The organism is Dorea amylophila, from assembly GCF_025567265.1.
Lineage (GTDB): Bacteria > Bacillota > Clostridia > Lachnospirales > Lachnospiraceae > Dorea_A > Dorea_A amylophila.
The window spans coordinates 1-17,858 of record NZ_JAOQJW010000013.1 but is presented as its reverse complement, the minus strand read 5'-3'; the positions used below and the strand labels follow the sequence as shown (position 1 = coordinate 17,858).

Sequence of the window (17,858 nt, the reverse complement as noted above, 5' to 3'; positions counted from 1 at the left end):
TCTTAATTCATGCTCTAAATTATGCTAATTCAGAGAAGTATTTGATTGTTCTTACCATCTGGCTAGTGTATGAGTTCTCATTGTCATACCAAGAAACAACCTGAACTTCTGTAGTTCCGTTTTCCAGTGGAAGTACCATTGTCTGAGTAGCATCGAATAATGAACCATATCTCATTCCAACGATATCGCTAGATACGATTTCATCTGTGTTGTATCCGAAGGACTCTGTAGAAGCTGCTTTCATAGCTGCGTTGATTTCATCAACTGTTACATGTCCTTTTACAACTGCTGTAAGGATTGTTGTAGATCCTGTAGGTGTTGGTACACGCTGAGCAGATCCGATTAACTTTCCGTTCAGTTCTGGGATAACAAGTCCGATTGCTTTTGCAGCACCTGTGCTGTTAGGTACGATGTTAACTGCAGCTGCACGAGATCTTCTGAGGTCACCTTTTCTCTGTGGTCCGTCAAGAGTCATCTGATCTCCTGTGTAAGCGTGAATTGTGCACATGATACCAGACTCGATTGGTGCAAGATCGTTAAGAGCTTTTGCCATTGGAGCCAGGCAGTTTGTTGTACAAGAAGCTGCAGAAATTACTGTATCTTCTGGTTTCAGTGTTTCGTGGTTTACGTTATATACGATAGTTGGCAGGTCGTTTCCAGCTGGTGCGGAAATAACAACTTTTCTTGCTCCTGCTTTGATATGAGCAGATGCTTTTTCTTTAGATGTATAGAATCCTGTACACTCCAGAACTACGTCTACACCGATCTCTCCCCAAGGAAGTTCTTCAGCGTTAGCTTTAGCATAGATTTTGATTTCTTTTCCATCAACGATGATAGAATCATCTGTTGCTTTTACAGTATCAGCTAAAGCGTATTTTCCCTGTGAAGAATCATATTTTAACAGGTGTGCAAGCATCTTAGGAGATGTTAAGTCGTTGATTGCTACAACTTCATATCCTTCTGCTCCGAACATCTGTCTGAATGCAAGACGTCCAATACGTCCAAATCCATTAATCGCTACTTTTACTGCCATGATTAATTCCTCCTAAAGTTTGTTTATTAACTACTTATGCAGTCTACATTGTGAAATCTTTCTCAAGCCCTTTAGAAGCTCTATCAAGACCTCTCAACTGCTAATAATTGTACTTTATCTGATACAAAATTTCAAGAGGTTTTCCTATTTTTATATAAGTTGCTTAAAAACAGGCTTTTGTTCAAAAAATTCTGTATAATATTTAAAGCCGCAGGACTTCAAAATTTCTTCTGCCTTTGCAAAATCATACGCAATATGCTCCGGTTTATGTGCATCGGCTCCAATCGTAATGATCTCACCGCCAAGCTCACGATAACGCTTCAATACATCCGGATGTGGATGTGCGAACGGAAGGCCATACTTCAATCCGGCCGAATTCACTTCCAGACCCTTTTCCTTCTCAATCAATAGTTTCAAAATCTCGTCTATAATATCCTCATAATCTGTATACGAATATTCTTTTTCCCTTGATTTTCCATATCTTACAACATAATCCAGATGACCAAGTGTCTGAAAGCAATCCGAAGTTCTCACATTTTCCAGCGTTGTCTCCATCATCAGACGGTACGCCTCTTTGTCAGTACGGTCTGTAAAAAGCTTTTCTGCCGCAGGATCAGTATATAATATGTTCCCTTCCACATCTTTCTTATACGGAACATTGTGAACCGATCCAATCACGAAATCAAACGGATATTTCTTCGTCAGTTCTTCATAATAATCTTTCAGATATGTCCTAAGTCCCAGTTCTATTCCAATCCTGATATTCAGTTTTCCTGCATATTCTTCCTGAAGTTTCTGCATTTCCACAAAATAAGCATCCACATCAAAGATACCTTCTTCTCCCCATTCCAGATCATCCTTGTCAAAATGATCCGTAAAGCAAATGGTTTTCAACCCTTTTCTGACTGCCTCATCCGCCATATCGCATGGACAGGCTTCGGAATCCGTTGAAAACCATGTGTGCATATGCATATCCGCCTGTATCATAACTTATTCCTCTTTATTTTGTATTTTATCAATATTCTTTATGTTTCCTACTTATCCGCAATGATCGTTCCGCCGCCAAGTACGTATTCTCCGTCATATAATACAACAGCCTGTCCCGGTGTGATCGCTCTCTGCGGCTCTTCAAATGTACAGAGGATCTCATCTTCTCCCGTCTTTTCAACGGTACACCATGCACCTCTGTGATTATAACGAATCTTCGCCCACACTCTTTTCGGCTCTGTCAGATCTTCTACTGTCATGAAATTCACCTGATCTGCGCGCACATAACGGGACATAGATTCCTCATTTGATCCCACTACAACTTCATTGGTTTCCGGGCGGATCTCCAATACGAACACCGGATGTCCGAGAGACAGTCCCAGACCTTTTCTCTGTCCCACCGTATAATGAATGATTCCTTTATGTTTTCCGACAACCGTTCCATCCGAAAGCACGAAATTGCCCGGCGTAATCTTTGCATCTGAATTTTCTTCGATATAAGACGCATAATCTCCATCTGACACAAAGCATATATCCTGACTGTCCGGCTTATGTGCAACAAGAAGGCCTATTTCATCTGCCATTGCGCGGATCTGATCTTTTGTATATTCTCCAACCGGCATCAGTGTCTTCGAAAGCTGATCCTGTGTAAGGTTATAAAGTGCATATGTCTGATCTTTTGCCGCAGTCGCAGAATTACGGATTGCATATCTTCCATTCGACAGCTTCTCTACCCTAGCATAATGTCCCGTTGCTATATACTCCGCACCAATATCAAGGCTTCGCTTTAACAATGATTCCCATTTCACATATCGGTTACAGGCGATACACGGGTTCGGCGTTCTGCCATGCAGATAGTCATCGATAAAATAATCGATCACATTTTCTTTAAATTCTTTCTTAAAATTCATGACATAATACGGGATTTCAAGTGCTGCAGCCACTCTTCTTGCATCATCCACCGCGCTCAGACCACAACAGCCGCCATGTTCTTCCATCGCGGCTTCTTCTTCATCCTGCCAGATCTGCATCGTAACTCCTATTACGTCATATCCCTGATTTTTTAAAAGCCAGGCTGCCACGGAGGAGTCAACCCCTCCGGACATCCCGACTACAACTTTTTTCTTTTCCATATAAAGTTCTCCGGCTTAGTATTCTTCCTCTTCTGCCTCTTCACCTTCGTGAATATCAGACTTCGGTTTCTCGAGTCCTTCAATCTTAATATCATGCTTCTCTGCGTAGTCCCATAAAGCTGCGTGGATTGCTTCCTCCGCAAGCAGTGAGCAGTGTACTTTTACCGGCGGAAGTCCGTCAAGCGCTTCCATAACTGCTTTATTTGTAACTTCCATTGCTTCCTGGATCGTCTTTCCTTTTACCATCTCTGTTGCCATACTGCTGGTTGCAACAGCTGCGCCACATCCGAACGTTTTAAATTTTACGTCACGGATGATCTGATTGTCGTCGATATCAAGGTAAATTCTCATGATATCTCCACATTTTGCATTTCCTACGGTTCCAACGCCACTGGCATTTTCAATTTCTCCTACATTTCTTGGATGTTCAAAATGATCCATTACTTTTTCTGAATACATATCTCAATTACTCCTTTTATATCTTTTATCTGAATTTTTATTCCTGTCTCTGTTATTTCTGTTTTTTGATAAAGTCTTCATACAGAGGAGACATTTCTCTTAAATGTGCAACAATTTCTTTCAGATTGTCTACAACATAATCAATGTCTTCTTTCTCAATCTCTTCGTTCAACGTCAGACGCAGAGATCCGTGTGCAATTTCATGCGGCAGACCAATCGCAAGCAATACATGGGACGGATCCAGTGATCCGGATGTACATGCAGATCCGCTGGATGCACAGATTCCTTTCATATCAAGTTTGATCAGAAGCGATTCTCCTTCTACAAACTGGAAGCTGAAGTTGGCATTGTTCGGAAGGCGGTCTGTTCTGTGTCCGTTCAGACGGCAGTATGGGATTTCATTCAGAACTCTGTCGATCAGATAATCTCTGACTTCTCTTTCTTTCGCTGTTCTTTCTTCCATATTCGCTGCTGCACGTTTTGCTGCAGTTCCGATTCCTACGATTCCCGGAACATTCTCTGTACCTGCACGGCGTTTTCTCTCCTGTGCTCCGCCATGAATAAATGAACGGATTTTTACTCCTGTACGGATGTACATGATTCCGATTCCCTTCGGTCCGTTAAACTTGTGTCCGCTGGCACTTAACATATCAATATGACATTCATCTACATTAATTGGAAGCTGTCCGAAAGCCTGTACCGCATCTGTATGGAACAGGATTCCATGCTCATGAGCGATTTCTCCGATCTCTTTGATCGGCTGAATCGTACCAATCTCATTATTTGCAAACATAACAGAGATCAGGATGGTTGTCGGACGGATTGCCGCTTTTAAATCATCCAATTTTACTTTACCATCTTCATCTACATCCAGATATGTGATCTCGAATCCTCTTTTTTCAAGATATTCAGCTGTATGAAGAATTGCGTGGTGCTCAATCTTTGTTGTGATAATGTGATTTCCTTTGTTGGCATAAGCTTCCGCTGTACATTTCAATGCCCAGTTATCAGATTCGGATCCGCCGCCTGTGAAATATATCTCATTCGTCTTTGCACCGATCATTTCAGCAATTGCATCTCTCTGCTGGTTGATTACTTCTTTATTTGCAGCCGCAAAACTGTAAACACTGGATGGATTTCCGAATTTTTCTGTAAAATACGGAAGCATCGCTTCTACAACTTCCGGTGCTGTCTTTGTTGTTGCCGCATTGTCAAGATATAATAATTTACTCATTTTATCTCCTCCATTTTTTGTATATTCTGTAATATTTCTTTTATCAGATTTCTTTCTTACTGACTGCATTTTGGATTCTCACATTCGCCATCCGGATTGATGCTTTTGCTCTCTCTGATCAGTTCATCCAGCATGATCTGGTTCACTGTGTCATTGATACTGTCATTAATCTTCTGCCATACGTACTTTGTCACGCATCCGTCTGACGCCATGCACCCTTCTCCTGTTGTGGTATCAAAGGCCGCACACTTAACCGGCTCCAGACTTCCCTCCAGTGCCCTTAAGATATCTCCGACAGAGATTTCCGATGGTTTTTTCTCCAATACATAACCGCCAGAGGCTCCACGAATGCTTTTCACCAGCCCCGCCTTTTTCAGAAGTGCTACAAGCTGTTCCAGATATCGTTCTGAAATTCCCTGTCTTGCGGCCACACTGCCGATTGACACCGGTTCTTTCTCACTGTATCTGGCAAGATCTATCATGGCACGCAGTCCATATTTCCCTTTCGTGGAAAGTTTCATCTTATCACCTCTTTTAATCCCCAGTATTTTACTAGGATTTTTACTTCTGTAGAATATCACTGCTTTTTGGTTCTGTCAAGCACTATTCCGGAATAACTTATAAAGATACAATCCTGTCATAAAAAAGGAGTCTTTCATGTCCAGAAAGCAAGCACTTATACGCGGAACCGCAGTTCTCACATTCACGAGTCTGTCCACCCGGTTTATGGGATTTTTCTACCGCATGTTTCTAAGTCATACCTTCGGGGAAGAAAATGTAGGGCTGTATCAGCTTGTCTTTCCTGTCTATGCACTTGGTATCTCTCTATCCTGTGCAGGAATGGAACTCGCCCTGTCCCGATGCGTTGCCAGGGAAGCAGCGGCCGGCAGAATGCAGAAAGCACGGGAATTGTTAAAAGCGAGTCTGATCTTTACTTTTTTCATTTCCTGTATGATCTCTCTTTTCATCCGGCAGAATGCAGATACCATTGCGCTGACTTTTCTCCGCGATTCCAGATGCAGCAGTCTTTTGTTCTTATTATCTTACACATTTCCATTTGCATCCATTCACAGCTGCATCTGTGGATACTCGCTGGGACTGAAACAGACAAAGATTCCGGCTGTATCCCAGCTTCTGGAGCAGGCATTCCGCATTTTGTCCGTCATTGTCATCTGTATGTACTGTTCCAGACAGGGGCAGAACATCTCGATCGCATTCGCTGTAGCCGGCCTCACATTCGGAGAGATTGCCGCTTCTTTTTACAGCCTGCACTCCATCCGGCAGTCCTGGAAGCCGATTTCAGAAAAAAGCAGAAGTGTTTTCCTTCCCCCTGCTGCATTCCGCCGGCATTTACAGAGACTTCTGGAACACGCTCTTCCACTTACCGCAAGCCGCGTATTCTTAAATATCCTGCAAAGTGTGGAAGCTGTCTCTATCCCTGTCTGCCTCCAATATTACGGAATGCCGGCTGCACAATCCCTGCAGACCTATGGTGTTCTTACCGGGATGGCACTTCCGTGTATTTTATTTCCATCCGCAGTTACCAATGCCGTTTCTTCCATGCTTCTGCCGACGGTAGCCGGGCTTCAGGAAATGAAAGACCGGCAGCAACTTCGTTCCTTAATTTTAAAAATCACCTGTTCCTGCATTTTGCTTGGATGTTTTTGTTGTGGTGTTCTTCTGATACTCGGGAAATGGATTGGAATTTTTCTGTTCAAAAGTCCGCTTGCCGGAAATTTTATTCTGACACTCGCATGGATCTGTCCGTTTCTGTATACGAACACTGTACTTCTCAGCATGATCAACGGGCTGGGAAAGACCACCTGTTCTTTTCTGTTCAACCTTTTCAGCCTCTGCATACGGATCACCGGTGTCTTTCTTTTCATCCCCGCCGCCGGAATCAGCGGATATCTGAACGGTCTGCTGATCAGCCAGATATTCCTGTTTCTTTGCTGCATTCTCCGGTTATCTGTATACGCCGGCAAATATTAACTGATTTTCCGCATAAAAAAGAACCGATACATGATATAAAACATATTTTTCCATGTATCGGTTCTTTTATTCTACATTTTTGTATATTTACAGTGTCTTCAAAAACAAGCCTGTAAGTACCGGATTTACATAACACTCTGTAATGATCCCCAGCATCAGGAACAGGCCAAGCCGGATACTTCTTCCCGCATCCCATCTCACCATTGGATATTCCAGCATATAGCGGAATAACACGATCCCTGCCATTGCATAAAAGATTCCCTGTGGTGCGAGTGCGGTAACGATGAGTACGATCCCTTTGCTTCCTAATTTTATGATTGCCATACAGATTACCATACCAAAACAGAATCCAAGCCATACCACTGTCAGCATAACTGCCGTTTTCCTGTAGCGCGTTCCTGCTGCAGCCAAAAGCAGCACAAACGGAGTTCCTCTGCTTTTTACCAGATACCACAAATACGCTTCATATACGATGTCTGCCCGGTTATATTGTTCCAGAAAATACTGGTTCAGTATTCCGATATCCAGCACATACTGTTTCATCCAGAGATTTGCACTGCATATCCCCAGCAGAAAACCTGTCATTCCTGCCAAAAGCACATATTTTTGTTCGCCTTGTATCCTCACACAGCATTCTCCTTTTTTTCGTCCGGATACTTCATTATATGTGCTATTCCCGTGGATATGCTTTTATCGCAGTTTATCTGTTCTATGCATTCTGTCCATGCAGATACTTCGACTCATATGCAAGGATTGCTGCCATCGTCTTGGAATCCTGAATCTTTCCTTCAAAGATCATCTTCTTGAGTTCTTCCAGTTTGTAAGCTTTCACATCTACAAATTCATCTTCATCCAGATGCTGTTCCCCCGGAATCAGATTCCTTGCAACAAAGACTTCAATTCTTTCATCACAGAACGCAACCGTTGTACGGATTGTAAGGAGCCATTCCAGATCATCGGAACTGTACCCGGTCTCTTCCTTCAGTTCCCGAGATGCACATACAATCCCTTCTTCATCCGGATCATCCAGCTTGCCCGCCGGGATCTCCAATGTATCTCTTTCCAACGCATTCCGATACTGTTTTACCATCAGTATCTTACCATCATCCATAACCGGAATAACTGCTGCAGCTCCGTCATGATGGATAAAATCCCAGTCTTCCGTATTTCCATCGGAAAACTTCATATGGTCTTTATATACTTTCAAAACAGTCCCCTGGTATGCCAGTTCTCTTTCCATACGCTTTACGTCTTCACTCATATCTTTTCCTCCCGATTCTGCTATTTGTTTTGATAACAAAAAACCGGCTGACACATAGATCAACCGGTTTTTGTCATTCATTTATCTTCTACTTGGCATAGTCTGTAACACGTGACTCACGGATTACATTGACTTTAATCTGTCCTGGATATTCTAATTCAAATTCAATCTGTTTCGCAATATCTCTAGCCAGCAATACCATATCTGCATCAGATACTTGTTCTGGAACTACCATAACACGAATCTCTCTACCTGCTTGAATTGCAAAAGATTTATCAACACCCTTGAACTGGTTGGTGATATCTTCTAATTGTTTTAACCTGTTTGTGTATGTTTCTAATGTTTCTCTTCTTGCGCCCGGCCTTGCTGCCGAAATCGTGTCTGCAGCCTGTACCACACACGCAATCAGAGTTTCCGGTTCTACATCTCCGTGATGTGCTTCTACTGCATTGATCACAGTAGCAGATTCTTTGTATTTTCTACAAAGATCCACACCAATCTGAATATGAGAGCCTTCTACGTCATGATCGATCGATTTACCGATGTCATGAAGAAGTCCTGCACGTTTTGCAAGTCTGACATCTAATCCGATCTCTCCTGCAAGAAGTCCTGACAACTGAGCCACTTCAACGGAATGCTTTAAAGCATTCTGTCCGTAACTTGTTCTGAACTTCATACGTCCGAGAAGTTTGAGCAGTTCCGGATGAATTCCATGCACTCCAACTTCCAGTGCGGCTGATTCACCCTCTTCACGAATCATCGTGTCAACTTCTTTCTGCGCTTTTTCAACCATCTCCTCAATTCTTGCCGGATGAATACGTCCGTCAACAATCAGCTTCTCCAGCGCGATTCTTGCAACTTCTCTTCTTATCGGATCAAATCCGGAAAGAACCACTGCTTCCGGCGTATCATCAATAATGAGTTCTACACCCGTCAGCGTTTCTAAAGTACGGATATTACGTCCTTCACGTCCGATAATTCTTCCTTTCATTTCATCACTTGGAAGCTGTACAACCGAAATTGTAGTTTCCGCAACATGATCTGCCGCACATCTCTGGATAGCAGTAACAACATATTCTTTTGCCTTCTTGTCTGCCTCTTCCTTTGCCTGCGCTTCTAATTCCTTGATCATCTTTGCAGTGTCATGTTTTACATCTTCTTCAACAGTTTTTAACAAATATTCTTTTGCCTGTTCGGAGGTAAGTCCTGAGATTCTTTCTAGTTCCTGTACACGTTGCTGACTCAGCTCTTCCACTTTCGCTTCGCGCTGCTTCAGTTCTTCTTCTTTCGCTGTAAATCCTGCTTCTCGTCTTTCAATGGCCTCTGATTTTTTATCAAGAGCTTCCTCTTTGGAAAGTACACGCTTCTCGTAACGCTGCAATTCCGATCTGCGTTCCTTCGTCTCTTTTTCAAGTTCGTTCTTATTTCTGATAGACTCTTCCTTGATCTCCAAAAGAGACTCCTTCTTCTTGGTCTCCGCCGTCTTTACTGCATCATCAATGATCTCTCTGGCCTTTGCCTCTGCATTTCCGATTTTGGATTCTGCATTGTTCTTCAGGTTGGAGACTGTCAAAAAATGACTGAGCACAGCGGCCGCAACAGCCACAACGATAAGTACGATTGCTACAACAATCATTGTTCCTATCGGCACAGGAGCACCTCCTTATTAAATTTTCATTGTACGATTATTACAACAAAACAATTTTATACTTTTTACACAAATATGTCAAGCTTTCACTCACAAACTTGTAACACATTGCGGACATCCTGATAACTGAATCCTTTACGCATCAGATAACCCATCATTTTCTGTTTTTCCTTCACATCGGCTGTTTCCGGATTATAACTTCTCTTCCGCATCAGTGCCTCGATCGCCTGTCTGGAATCTTTCTCCCCGTAGTCCGCTTCTTCAAATACCTGTTCTACAATTTCTGCCGGAACCCCTTTTTGCAAAAGTGCCGCATAAAGTTCTTTTTTACTTTTCCGATCTTTCCTGCTGTCAATAAAGCTCCTTGCATATTCCATATCATTAATGTAGCCGAAGGACTTCACATACCGGATTGCCGCCTCCACTGCATCTTCCGCATAGCCGCCCTGTTTTAACTTGGTCCTAAGCTGTGATTCTGTTCTTCCCATATCAGAAAGCAGATGCATTGCCCGCAGCTTCGCCCTCTTGATAACGATCAGACGGAGGCTGTCATAGATGTCATCTTCGATCACAGATTCTTCCGCTATATGATAACGGGACAGTTCGCCCTTATAGAGAGTAAAGGCAAACTGTCCGTCTAAATACACTTTATATCTTGTCTTTGACAGCGGTTCTATCTTCGTAACCGTCATCATATATTATTCTTCCCCTTTTGTGATTCCTTCTGCTGCAGCTTCTTCGGTCTCTTCCATGTCACCTTCCGCTCCAATATGATAGTGTGCACGGATGTTCTGCTCCAGCTCTTCCATGATCTCCGGATGTTCGGAAAGATATGTCTTCGCATTCTCTCTTCCCTGACCGATCTTGTCACCATTGTATGCGAACCATGCGCCGCTCTTGCTTACCAGATCACATTTCACTGCAAGATCCAGGATATCTCCTTCTTTGGAAATTCCCTTACCGAACATAATATCGAATTCTGCCTCTTTAAACGGAGGTGCAATCTTATTCTTCACGATCTTCACACGGGTTCTGTTACCAACCATCTCACCGCTCTGCTTCAGTGTCTCAATTCTTCTGACATCCATACGTACAGACGAATAGAACTTCAGCGCACGTCCACCGGTTGTAGTCTCCGGATTACCGAACATTACACCCACCTTCTCACGCAGCTGATTGATAAAGATAACTACACAGTTAGACTTGCTGATTACCGGTGTCAGCTTACGAAGTGCCTGGGACATCAGTCTTGCCTGCAGTCCGACATGGCTGTCTCCCATATCTCCTTCGATCTCCTGCTTCGGAACAAGTGCAGCAACAGAATCGACTACGATAATATCCATTGCTCCTGATCTTACCATTGTCTCTGTGATCTCCAACGCCTGATCTCCACTGTCCGGCTGTGAAATATAAAGTTCATCAATATCTACTCCGATATTCTTCGCATAAACAGGATCCAGCGCATGCTCTGCATCGATAAATCCTGCAATACCGCCTCTCTTCTGTACTTCTGCGATCATATGTAATGCAACCGTCGTCTTACCGCTGGACTCCGGTCCATAGATCTCAACAATACGTCCCTTCGGTACTCCGCCAAGTCCCAGTGCAAGATCCAGACTTAATGAACCGGTAGGAATGGTCTCTACTGCTACCTGTGCTGACGGATCTCCCAGACGCATAACTGTTCCTTTACCGAAATCTTTCTCTAATTTTGCGATCGCCGCATCCAATGCGCGCTTTTTATCTTCATTTGCCATGTTAATTCTCCTTTTTCGTTCATCGAACGAGTGTTCGTCTTCTGGTTAATATAGTATTATACTTCATCCCGAATGTCAATATTTAATTTTCCCCTCGCCATTTTTCTCTTGTATATTCTGGAATACTCTACAGAAATGTAAAAGAATACAACCATCTGTGATTCAGACATATTTAACATACCACACAAGGCTTTCCAGCGTCAAGAATTTCGCTGTTACTATTTTCATGCATTTTTCCAAAGTTCTTTTTTCAACCGCACGCTCCGTTACAACCACATTTTCTGCAATTTTTTCATCAGCAAGATAATATGAAACGGTTCCTGCTTTTTCTCCTTTTTTTACCGGTGCTTTTTTGCATTTTACCGTCTTTATTTCCATGCGGATCTCTTCTTCCTCCCGCAGCAGGATTTTTTTTGATTCCTCGCTGTTCTTCACTCTCAACGAGATCTTTTCTGAGGTCTGATACGGAATTTCCGGATCAAATGCATCCACTACCAGTAATTTATCCGGTGCCGTATTACTGTACACTTCCCGGTAGTGATAATGTTCCAGTCCATACTCCATCAACCTCCTGGTATCTTTCCATTTATATCCTTTATTATCCGGCCATCCGCATGCCAGAAGTGCCACGATAAAGGTACGCTCATCCCGTCTTAAGCTTCCCACATAACAATATCCCGCCTCTGCCGTAAATCCCGTCTTGCCGCTCAGTGCCCCGTCCATCATATCCAGAAATGCATTATGATTATGACACGAAAATGTACGCTTCCTGTCAGCATCCTGAAACTGATATTCCTTCGTCCGGGTCACTTCAAGAAATGTCTCCTTTTCCCCGGATGTCATAATACAGTACCGCATGATCTTCGCCAGGTCTTCCGCCGTTGTAGAATGTACGCCGCCTTCATCTTCCGCATCCAGTCCGTTCGGCGTAATGAAGTGGGTGTTCTTGCAGCCGATCTCTGCAGCTTTTGCATTCATTTCTTTTGCAAATTCTTCTACACTTCCGGCAATGCCCTCTGCCACAGCCACAGCGCTGTCATTATGCGATTCCAGCATCAGGGAATACAACAGGTCTTTGATGTAGAACACTTCCCCTTTCTGCATCCCAAGATGTACCTTCGGCTGGGACGCAGCCTGATCCGATACTTCTATCGTCTGATCCGGATGTTCCCGCAAGTATTCCAACGCAAGGATACACGTCATGATCTTCGTTGTACTTGCCATCGGACGGACCGCATCTGCATCCTTCCCGAACAATACCCGGCCGCTGTCCGCATCCATCAGCACCGCCGATCTGGCATAAAGTTCTGCCGGTTCATCCCCGAACACCCGCTTCGCATTCTGTGCAGCAGCATCGTTCTCCGTTCCATCCGTCTGCTTCTGTGCCTCTTTTTTCCCCGATTCGGTCAGAATCTTTCCGGCAGTCTCCGTATTCTCTGCCCACCTTTTATTCCTTGATTCCAGACTCTGTATACGGCATGCCATGCCCATGCCGGCAATCAATACCACCAGCAATACCACCGATACGATTTTATGCGGCCGTCTTTTCATATTTCTCCACTCCGGGTATATTCCGTCAAGAAAATATATGCCCGAAAAAACAAAAAAATCACTCCACCGGCTGTCTGCCGCGTGAAATGATTTTCCATGTTATTTCCTGCCACATCTTCTATATATCTAATTTTAACTGTACTTCTTCTTCTGCTTCTTCCTTGAACGACTCTACCTGTTCCGGATTCGGACTTGGCAGATCATCCAGCGAATGAATACTGAACCGGCGCAGGAATTCTTCCGTTGTTCCGAAAAGGATCGGTTTTCCCGGAGCGTCCAGACGTCCTCTTTCGCACACCAGATTATATTCCACTAATTTATTCACCGCATGGTCTGATTTCACCCCGCGGATCTTTTCGATCTCAAGCTTTGTGACCGGCTGCTTATATGCAATGATCGACAATGTCTCCAAAAGGACATCGGTAAGAACGTGTTTTTTCGGCTGGGATGCCACACGGATCAGATATTCATACATCTCTGTCTTTGTACACATCTGATACGCACCGTCCAGTTCTATAATGCGGATTCCTCTGTCTTCGGCCGCATATTTATCCATCAGCTTATGTATCACCTTACGGGTCGTTGCTTCATCCTGTTCCAATGCCCGGGCAATCTTCCCGACCTCTACAGAATCCCCCATTGTAAAAAGAATCGCTTCAATGATTCCTTCCATCTGTTTTATTTTTAACTTTGCCATGTTCTCTTCCCTATACTTCTTCCACTTTCGATGTGATCATAATCTCATCAAACGGCTGATCCTGTTCGATAAAAATCACGCCTTCTTTCATCAACTGCAGGATTGCAAGAAATGTAACGACTACCTGCACCTTGGAACTTTGCTTTTTTAACAGTGCACGGAATCCGAATTTCCTGTGAGATCTCGCATATTCCGTCACATAATCAAGCTTGTCCGGAAGTGTTACTTCTTCCTTCTCGATCTTGCCGAATTTACTTCGTACCGGGTCGACCTTACTTTCCTGCCGTTTCATCACCTCTTTGAAAATGCGGTTGAGCTGCACCAGCGTCAGATCGCCCAGCAGTTTATCCAGATCTACCGGCGGAACATATCCTTTCACTTCATCCGGGATCGACGCCGTCTTATACATGATCCGATCACCGTCCATCTCCCGGTCTTTCAACTCATAGGACATGAATTTATACATCTTGTATTCCAGCAATTGTTCTACCAGTTCCTGTCTCGGATCCTCTTCTTCTCCCTCTTCGTTCACTTCTTTGGGAAGAAGCATCCTGCATTTGATATCCAGAAGCGTCGCTGCCATCACAAGAAATTCGCTCATGATATTCAGGTCTTCTTTCTGCATGGCTTTGATGTATTCCATATACTGGTTCGTGATCTCAACGATCGGAATATCGTAGATATCTATTTTATTTTTTTCAATCAAATGTAACAGCAGGTCTAACGGACCTTCAAACACCTGTAATTTTACCGGAATTCCCATACACATCCTCCATTGTCATAACTTAATTATTATACAGGACATCTGGAAATTACTCAAGTCTTTATCTTTTATTTACCTTCTCTCATTTACATTTCTTCCGAAGTGCCGGACAGTTCAAGAACGATCAGTTCCGGCCAGTTCCACAATCTTACCGGCACAGAATGTGTTCCCAGTCCGCGGCTTACGACCACCGTCTGTGTTCCTTCCCTGTATATTCCTCCGGAATATTTTGGAAATAGTGTAAAATCCGGTGAAATCACCCCGCCAATCCCCGGAAGCTGCATCACACCCCCGTGATAATGTCCGCTCAGGATTAGGTCTGCTCCGTATTCCAGATATTCCTGTATATATCCGGGATGATGTGCAAGCAGGATCTGATATTCCTCGCCGTGCTCTCCGATACGGTCTGTGATTTCTTTTAACGGAAGGTCTTTCTTCCCCAATCTTGCATATGCCCCAAGCGGAATCTCCAGCCCTGAGATTCTTACAGGTGCTTCATCCAATCTTACCGTCTCCGAAGCATTTTCAAGCATATAGATTCCGCATGCTGTCAGTGCCTTCTTATATCCTTCATAAGACTGTTCATACTTATCCGGCAGTTCTTTCAGCTTCTGTTCATGATTACCATTCGCACAGTAGACCGGGCAGATTGCCGGAAGTTTTTCCAGGAAGCGTACCGTCCTGTCATATGAATTGCCATCCTTTCTGACCAACATATCCCCTCCGATCAGGATCAGATCCGGATGTTGGTTTTTGATGCTTTCCAGTAAGCGTTCATTTTCTTTTCCGTACATCCGGTTGTGCAGATCACTCAGAAATACAATCTTCTTTGTCTCCCTGATTCCATTTAACTTCGGCGAACAAATCCGGTACTTCGTCAGACGGAAATCCCGCAGTTCTCTTGCCGTTTCTATCATACAGTATAAAATGAAAACCGCCATAATTATCAGAATTATTTTTATCAATTTTAATTTCTCCTTTACATCTTGATTTATTATATAATTCTTTCTGTTCATTTTCAATTAATTGTGCTAAAATTCATTCTTGTAGGTTATTCAATTCATTATAAGGAGGTTTTTGTTATGAATATACCAGAACGAATCTCCGCTCTTCGCGCATTAATGGAAGAACGAGGATATGACGTCTACATGGTTCCAACCGATGATTTTCATCAGAGTGAATATGTCGGCGATCATTTTAAAGTAAGAGAATATATCACAGGATTTACAGGTTCTGCCGGAACTGCTGTCTTCACAAAGGATGAAGCAGGCCTCTGGACTGACGGAAGATATTTTCTTCAGGCTGACCAGCAGTTAGCTGGAACAGGCGTAAAGCTCTATAAGATGGGCGAGCCTGGCGTTCCTACAGTAGAAGAATTTATTGCTTCTGCATTACCGGAAGGTGGTACACTCGGATTCGACGGACGTGTCGTTGCCATCGAAGAGGGAGCTGCACTGGAAGAAGCCGTTGCTTCTAAAGATGCCAAGATCAACTATTCCGAAGATCTTGTCGGAGAAGTATGGACAGACCGTCCTGCGCTTTCTGAAAAGCCGGCTTTCGCACTCGGCGAAGAATACACAGGTGAAAGTACAGAGAGCAAACTTGCACGTGTCCGTGAGGCTATGAAAAAGGCAGGTGCCGATGTACATGTTATCGCTGCACTTGACGATGTATGCTGGATCACGAATTTACGTGGAGATGATGTAGATTTCTTCCCATTATTACTTTCTTATGCAGTCATCACAATGGACGAAATGAAGCTTTACATCGATGAACGCAAATTAAATGACGATATGAAAGCTGATCTTGCAAAGAACAACATCACCATCCATCCGTATAATGCAATCTATGAGGACATCAAGAACTTAGACACCGCATCTACTGTTCTGGTAGACCCGAACCGTCTGAACTATGCATTGTTCAACAACATTCCTGGCGGCACAAAGGTTGTTCAGCAGGTGAACCCGACGATTGCAATGAAGGCAAAGAAAAATGATGTCGAGATCAGAAACATCATCAACGCTCATAAAAAAGATGCCGTAGCCATGACAAAATGGATGTACTGGCTGAAGACAAATATCGGCAAGATCGAGATCACAGAGCTCAGTGCTGCTGCCAAACTGGAAACATTGCGTAAAGAACAGGAAGGTTACTTATGGCAGAGCTTTGAACCAATCTGCGCTTCCGGCGAGCATGCTGCGATCGTTCACTATGAACCGACTCCGGAGACAGATGTTCCTCTGACACAGAACGGATTATTCCTGACCGATACAGGCGGAGGATACTTAGAAGGTTCTACCGATATCAGCCGTACTTTTGCATTTGGTGAACTCACACAGCAGATGAAAGAAGATTTCACAACTGTATTACAGTGTAACTTCAATCTTGCACATGCCGTGTTCCTTGAAGGAACTACCGGATACAACCTGGATGTTCTGGCCAGAATGCCGGCATGGAGACGTGGCATCAACTTTAACCACGGTACCGGACATGATGTCGGATATCTGATGAACATCCACGAAGCTTCCTGCGGATTCCGCTGCGCAATCCGTGAAAAAGAGCAGGCTCCTCTGATGGACGGACTTGTCATCACAGACGAACCTGGTATCTATATCGAAGGCAGCCACGGAGTCCGTACAGAGAACGAACTTCTGGTAAGAAAAGGTCCTAAGAATGAATATGGACAGTTCCTGTACTTTGAACCTATCACATACGTACCGATCGATCTGGATGCAATCATTCCTGAAATGTTAACCGATCAGGAGCGCGAGCAGTTAAATGAGTATCATAAGAAAGTTTTTGAGATTGTTGCTCCGCATCTTAGTGATGAGGAACGTGAGTGGTTGAAGGAGTATACCCGGGCTATTTAAATTTAGTTGGGATTTAATTTAGAAGGCATGACTACCCGGACCTGCATAAAAAGTAGGAAGCCGTTCCTGTTCAGGTTCCGTCGGTGGGAAATACTAAAGCGTCAAAATTATGCTAAAAACGGGCTTCCGAATTTGCAACTCGCCATTCGGCTCAAACAGGCAAATTTCGAAAACCCAACGCATAATTTTGACGCTTAACTATTTCCAACACCTTCTTCACATTCACTGGAACGGCTTTCTACTTTTTATTCCGTGGGTGTCGAATGCCTTACCAATTAAATGGCAATTGCGTAACGGTTGTGACAGCGGAAGGTTACAGTAATCAGCTGTCATTAGCGGATTTTCAAGGCTTTTGACAAGATTGTGTACCGTAGTGGACTACACCAGGTTATAGTTCCGGGTATTTCATTTCTTAACATCCGCAGCCAGTCACGACTTGAAGAAAACAGTATAAAGTGGTTCTGGTGAATGTG

At 43.6% G+C, this 17,858-nt stretch carries 17 protein-coding genes; 2 read left to right on the top strand and 15 right to left on the bottom strand.

Annotated features, from left to right (window positions below; translation table 11 throughout):
- Window positions 1-19: 19 nt before the first annotated feature.
- The 6 genes from gap to OCV72_RS09290 all read right to left on the bottom strand — a co-directional run bounded on the left by gap (window position 20) and on the right by OCV72_RS09290 (window position 5,367).
- The gene (gene gap, locus OCV72_RS09315; RefSeq protein ID WP_006427597.1) at window positions 20-1,033 is read right to left on the bottom strand and encodes a type I glyceraldehyde-3-phosphate dehydrogenase; all 1,014 of its coding nucleotides are present in this window, start codon (window positions 1,031-1,033) and stop codon (window positions 20-22) included.
- A gap of 150 nt (window positions 1,034-1,183) precedes the next feature.
- Window positions 1,184-2,020, bottom strand: coding sequence for a histidinol-phosphatase HisJ family protein (locus OCV72_RS09310; protein ID WP_055283406.1), 837 nt, complete (start codon window positions 2,018-2,020; stop codon window positions 1,184-1,186).
- Between the two features lie 47 nt (window positions 2,021-2,067).
- Complete coding sequence (gene mnmA, locus OCV72_RS09305) at window positions 2,068-3,153, bottom strand: tRNA 2-thiouridine(34) synthase MnmA (RefSeq protein ID WP_055283403.1); 1,086 nt, start codon at window positions 3,151-3,153, stop codon at window positions 2,068-2,070.
- Window positions 3,154-3,168: 15 nt separating this feature from the next.
- Window positions 3,169-3,612, bottom strand: a complete 444-nt coding sequence (gene nifU / locus OCV72_RS09300) for a Fe-S cluster assembly scaffold protein NifU (protein ID WP_055283401.1) — start codon at window positions 3,610-3,612, stop codon at window positions 3,169-3,171.
- Window positions 3,613-3,664: 52 nt separating this feature from the next.
- Window positions 3,665-4,846 (bottom strand): cysteine desulfurase NifS, encoded by a 1,182-nt coding sequence (gene nifS, locus OCV72_RS09295; RefSeq protein WP_028085809.1) that lies wholly within the window; start codon window positions 4,844-4,846, stop codon window positions 3,665-3,667.
- Window positions 4,847-4,902: 56 nt separating this feature from the next.
- A complete protein-coding gene (locus OCV72_RS09290; protein WP_044924177.1) occupies window positions 4,903-5,367 on the bottom strand; it encodes an RrF2 family transcriptional regulator in 465 nt (154 codons plus the stop codon).
- Window positions 5,368-5,503: 136 nt separating this feature from the next.
- On the opposite strand from OCV72_RS09290, the gene OCV72_RS09285 reads away from it, so the two are divergent.
- Complete coding sequence (locus OCV72_RS09285; RefSeq protein ID WP_055283399.1) at window positions 5,504-6,838, top strand: polysaccharide biosynthesis protein; 1,335 nt, start codon at window positions 5,504-5,506, stop codon at window positions 6,836-6,838.
- Between the two features lie 87 nt (window positions 6,839-6,925).
- Here OCV72_RS09285 and OCV72_RS09280 read toward each other — a convergent pair whose 3' ends face one another.
- The 9 genes from OCV72_RS09280 to OCV72_RS09240 all read right to left on the bottom strand — a co-directional run bounded on the left by OCV72_RS09280 (window position 6,926) and on the right by OCV72_RS09240 (window position 15,480).
- A complete protein-coding gene (locus tag OCV72_RS09280) occupies window positions 6,926-7,465 on the bottom strand; it encodes a hypothetical protein (RefSeq protein WP_055283397.1) in 540 nt (179 codons plus the stop codon).
- An 82-nt stretch (window positions 7,466-7,547) separates the two neighbouring features.
- Window positions 7,548-8,099 carry an NUDIX hydrolase gene (locus tag OCV72_RS09275; RefSeq protein WP_055283395.1) on the bottom strand — a complete coding sequence of 184 codons (552 nt, stop codon included), beginning with the start codon at window positions 8,097-8,099 and terminating at the stop codon, window positions 7,548-7,550.
- Between the two features lie 88 nt (window positions 8,100-8,187).
- The gene (gene rny, locus OCV72_RS09270; RefSeq protein ID WP_055283522.1) at window positions 8,188-9,735 is read right to left on the bottom strand and encodes a ribonuclease Y; all 1,548 of its coding nucleotides are present in this window, start codon (window positions 9,733-9,735) and stop codon (window positions 8,188-8,190) included.
- Window positions 9,736-9,833: 98 nt separating this feature from the next.
- Window positions 9,834-10,439, bottom strand: a complete 606-nt coding sequence (locus OCV72_RS09265) for a regulatory protein RecX (protein WP_055283519.1) — start codon at window positions 10,437-10,439, stop codon at window positions 9,834-9,836.
- 6 nt (window positions 10,440-10,445) lie between these two features.
- A complete protein-coding gene (recA, locus tag OCV72_RS09260; protein ID WP_055283393.1) occupies window positions 10,446-11,504 on the bottom strand; it encodes a recombinase RecA in 1,059 nt (352 codons plus the stop codon).
- Between the two features lie 162 nt (window positions 11,505-11,666).
- Window positions 11,667-13,055, bottom strand: a complete 1,389-nt coding sequence (locus OCV72_RS09255) for a D-alanyl-D-alanine carboxypeptidase family protein (RefSeq protein WP_242859246.1) — start codon at window positions 13,053-13,055, stop codon at window positions 11,667-11,669.
- Window positions 13,056-13,173: 118 nt separating this feature from the next.
- Entirely contained in the window at window positions 13,174-13,752 is a 579-nt protein-coding gene (scpB, locus tag OCV72_RS09250) for an SMC-Scp complex subunit ScpB (protein WP_028085817.1), read from the bottom strand.
- A gap of 10 nt (window positions 13,753-13,762) precedes the next feature.
- A complete protein-coding gene (locus OCV72_RS09245; protein WP_055283391.1) occupies window positions 13,763-14,515 on the bottom strand; it encodes a segregation and condensation protein A in 753 nt (250 codons plus the stop codon).
- Between the two features lie 86 nt (window positions 14,516-14,601).
- Window positions 14,602-15,480 carry a metallophosphoesterase gene (locus OCV72_RS09240; protein ID WP_242859245.1) on the bottom strand — a complete coding sequence of 293 codons (879 nt, stop codon included), beginning with the start codon at window positions 15,478-15,480 and terminating at the stop codon, window positions 14,602-14,604.
- 117 nt (window positions 15,481-15,597) lie between these two features.
- Between OCV72_RS09240 and OCV72_RS09235 the strand changes: the two genes are divergently transcribed.
- Window positions 15,598-17,385: an aminopeptidase P family N-terminal domain-containing protein gene (locus tag OCV72_RS09235; protein ID WP_055283387.1), complete on the top strand. Its 1,788-nt coding sequence runs from the start codon at window positions 15,598-15,600 to the stop codon at window positions 17,383-17,385.
- The last annotated feature ends 473 nt before the right edge of the window (window positions 17,386-17,858 follow it).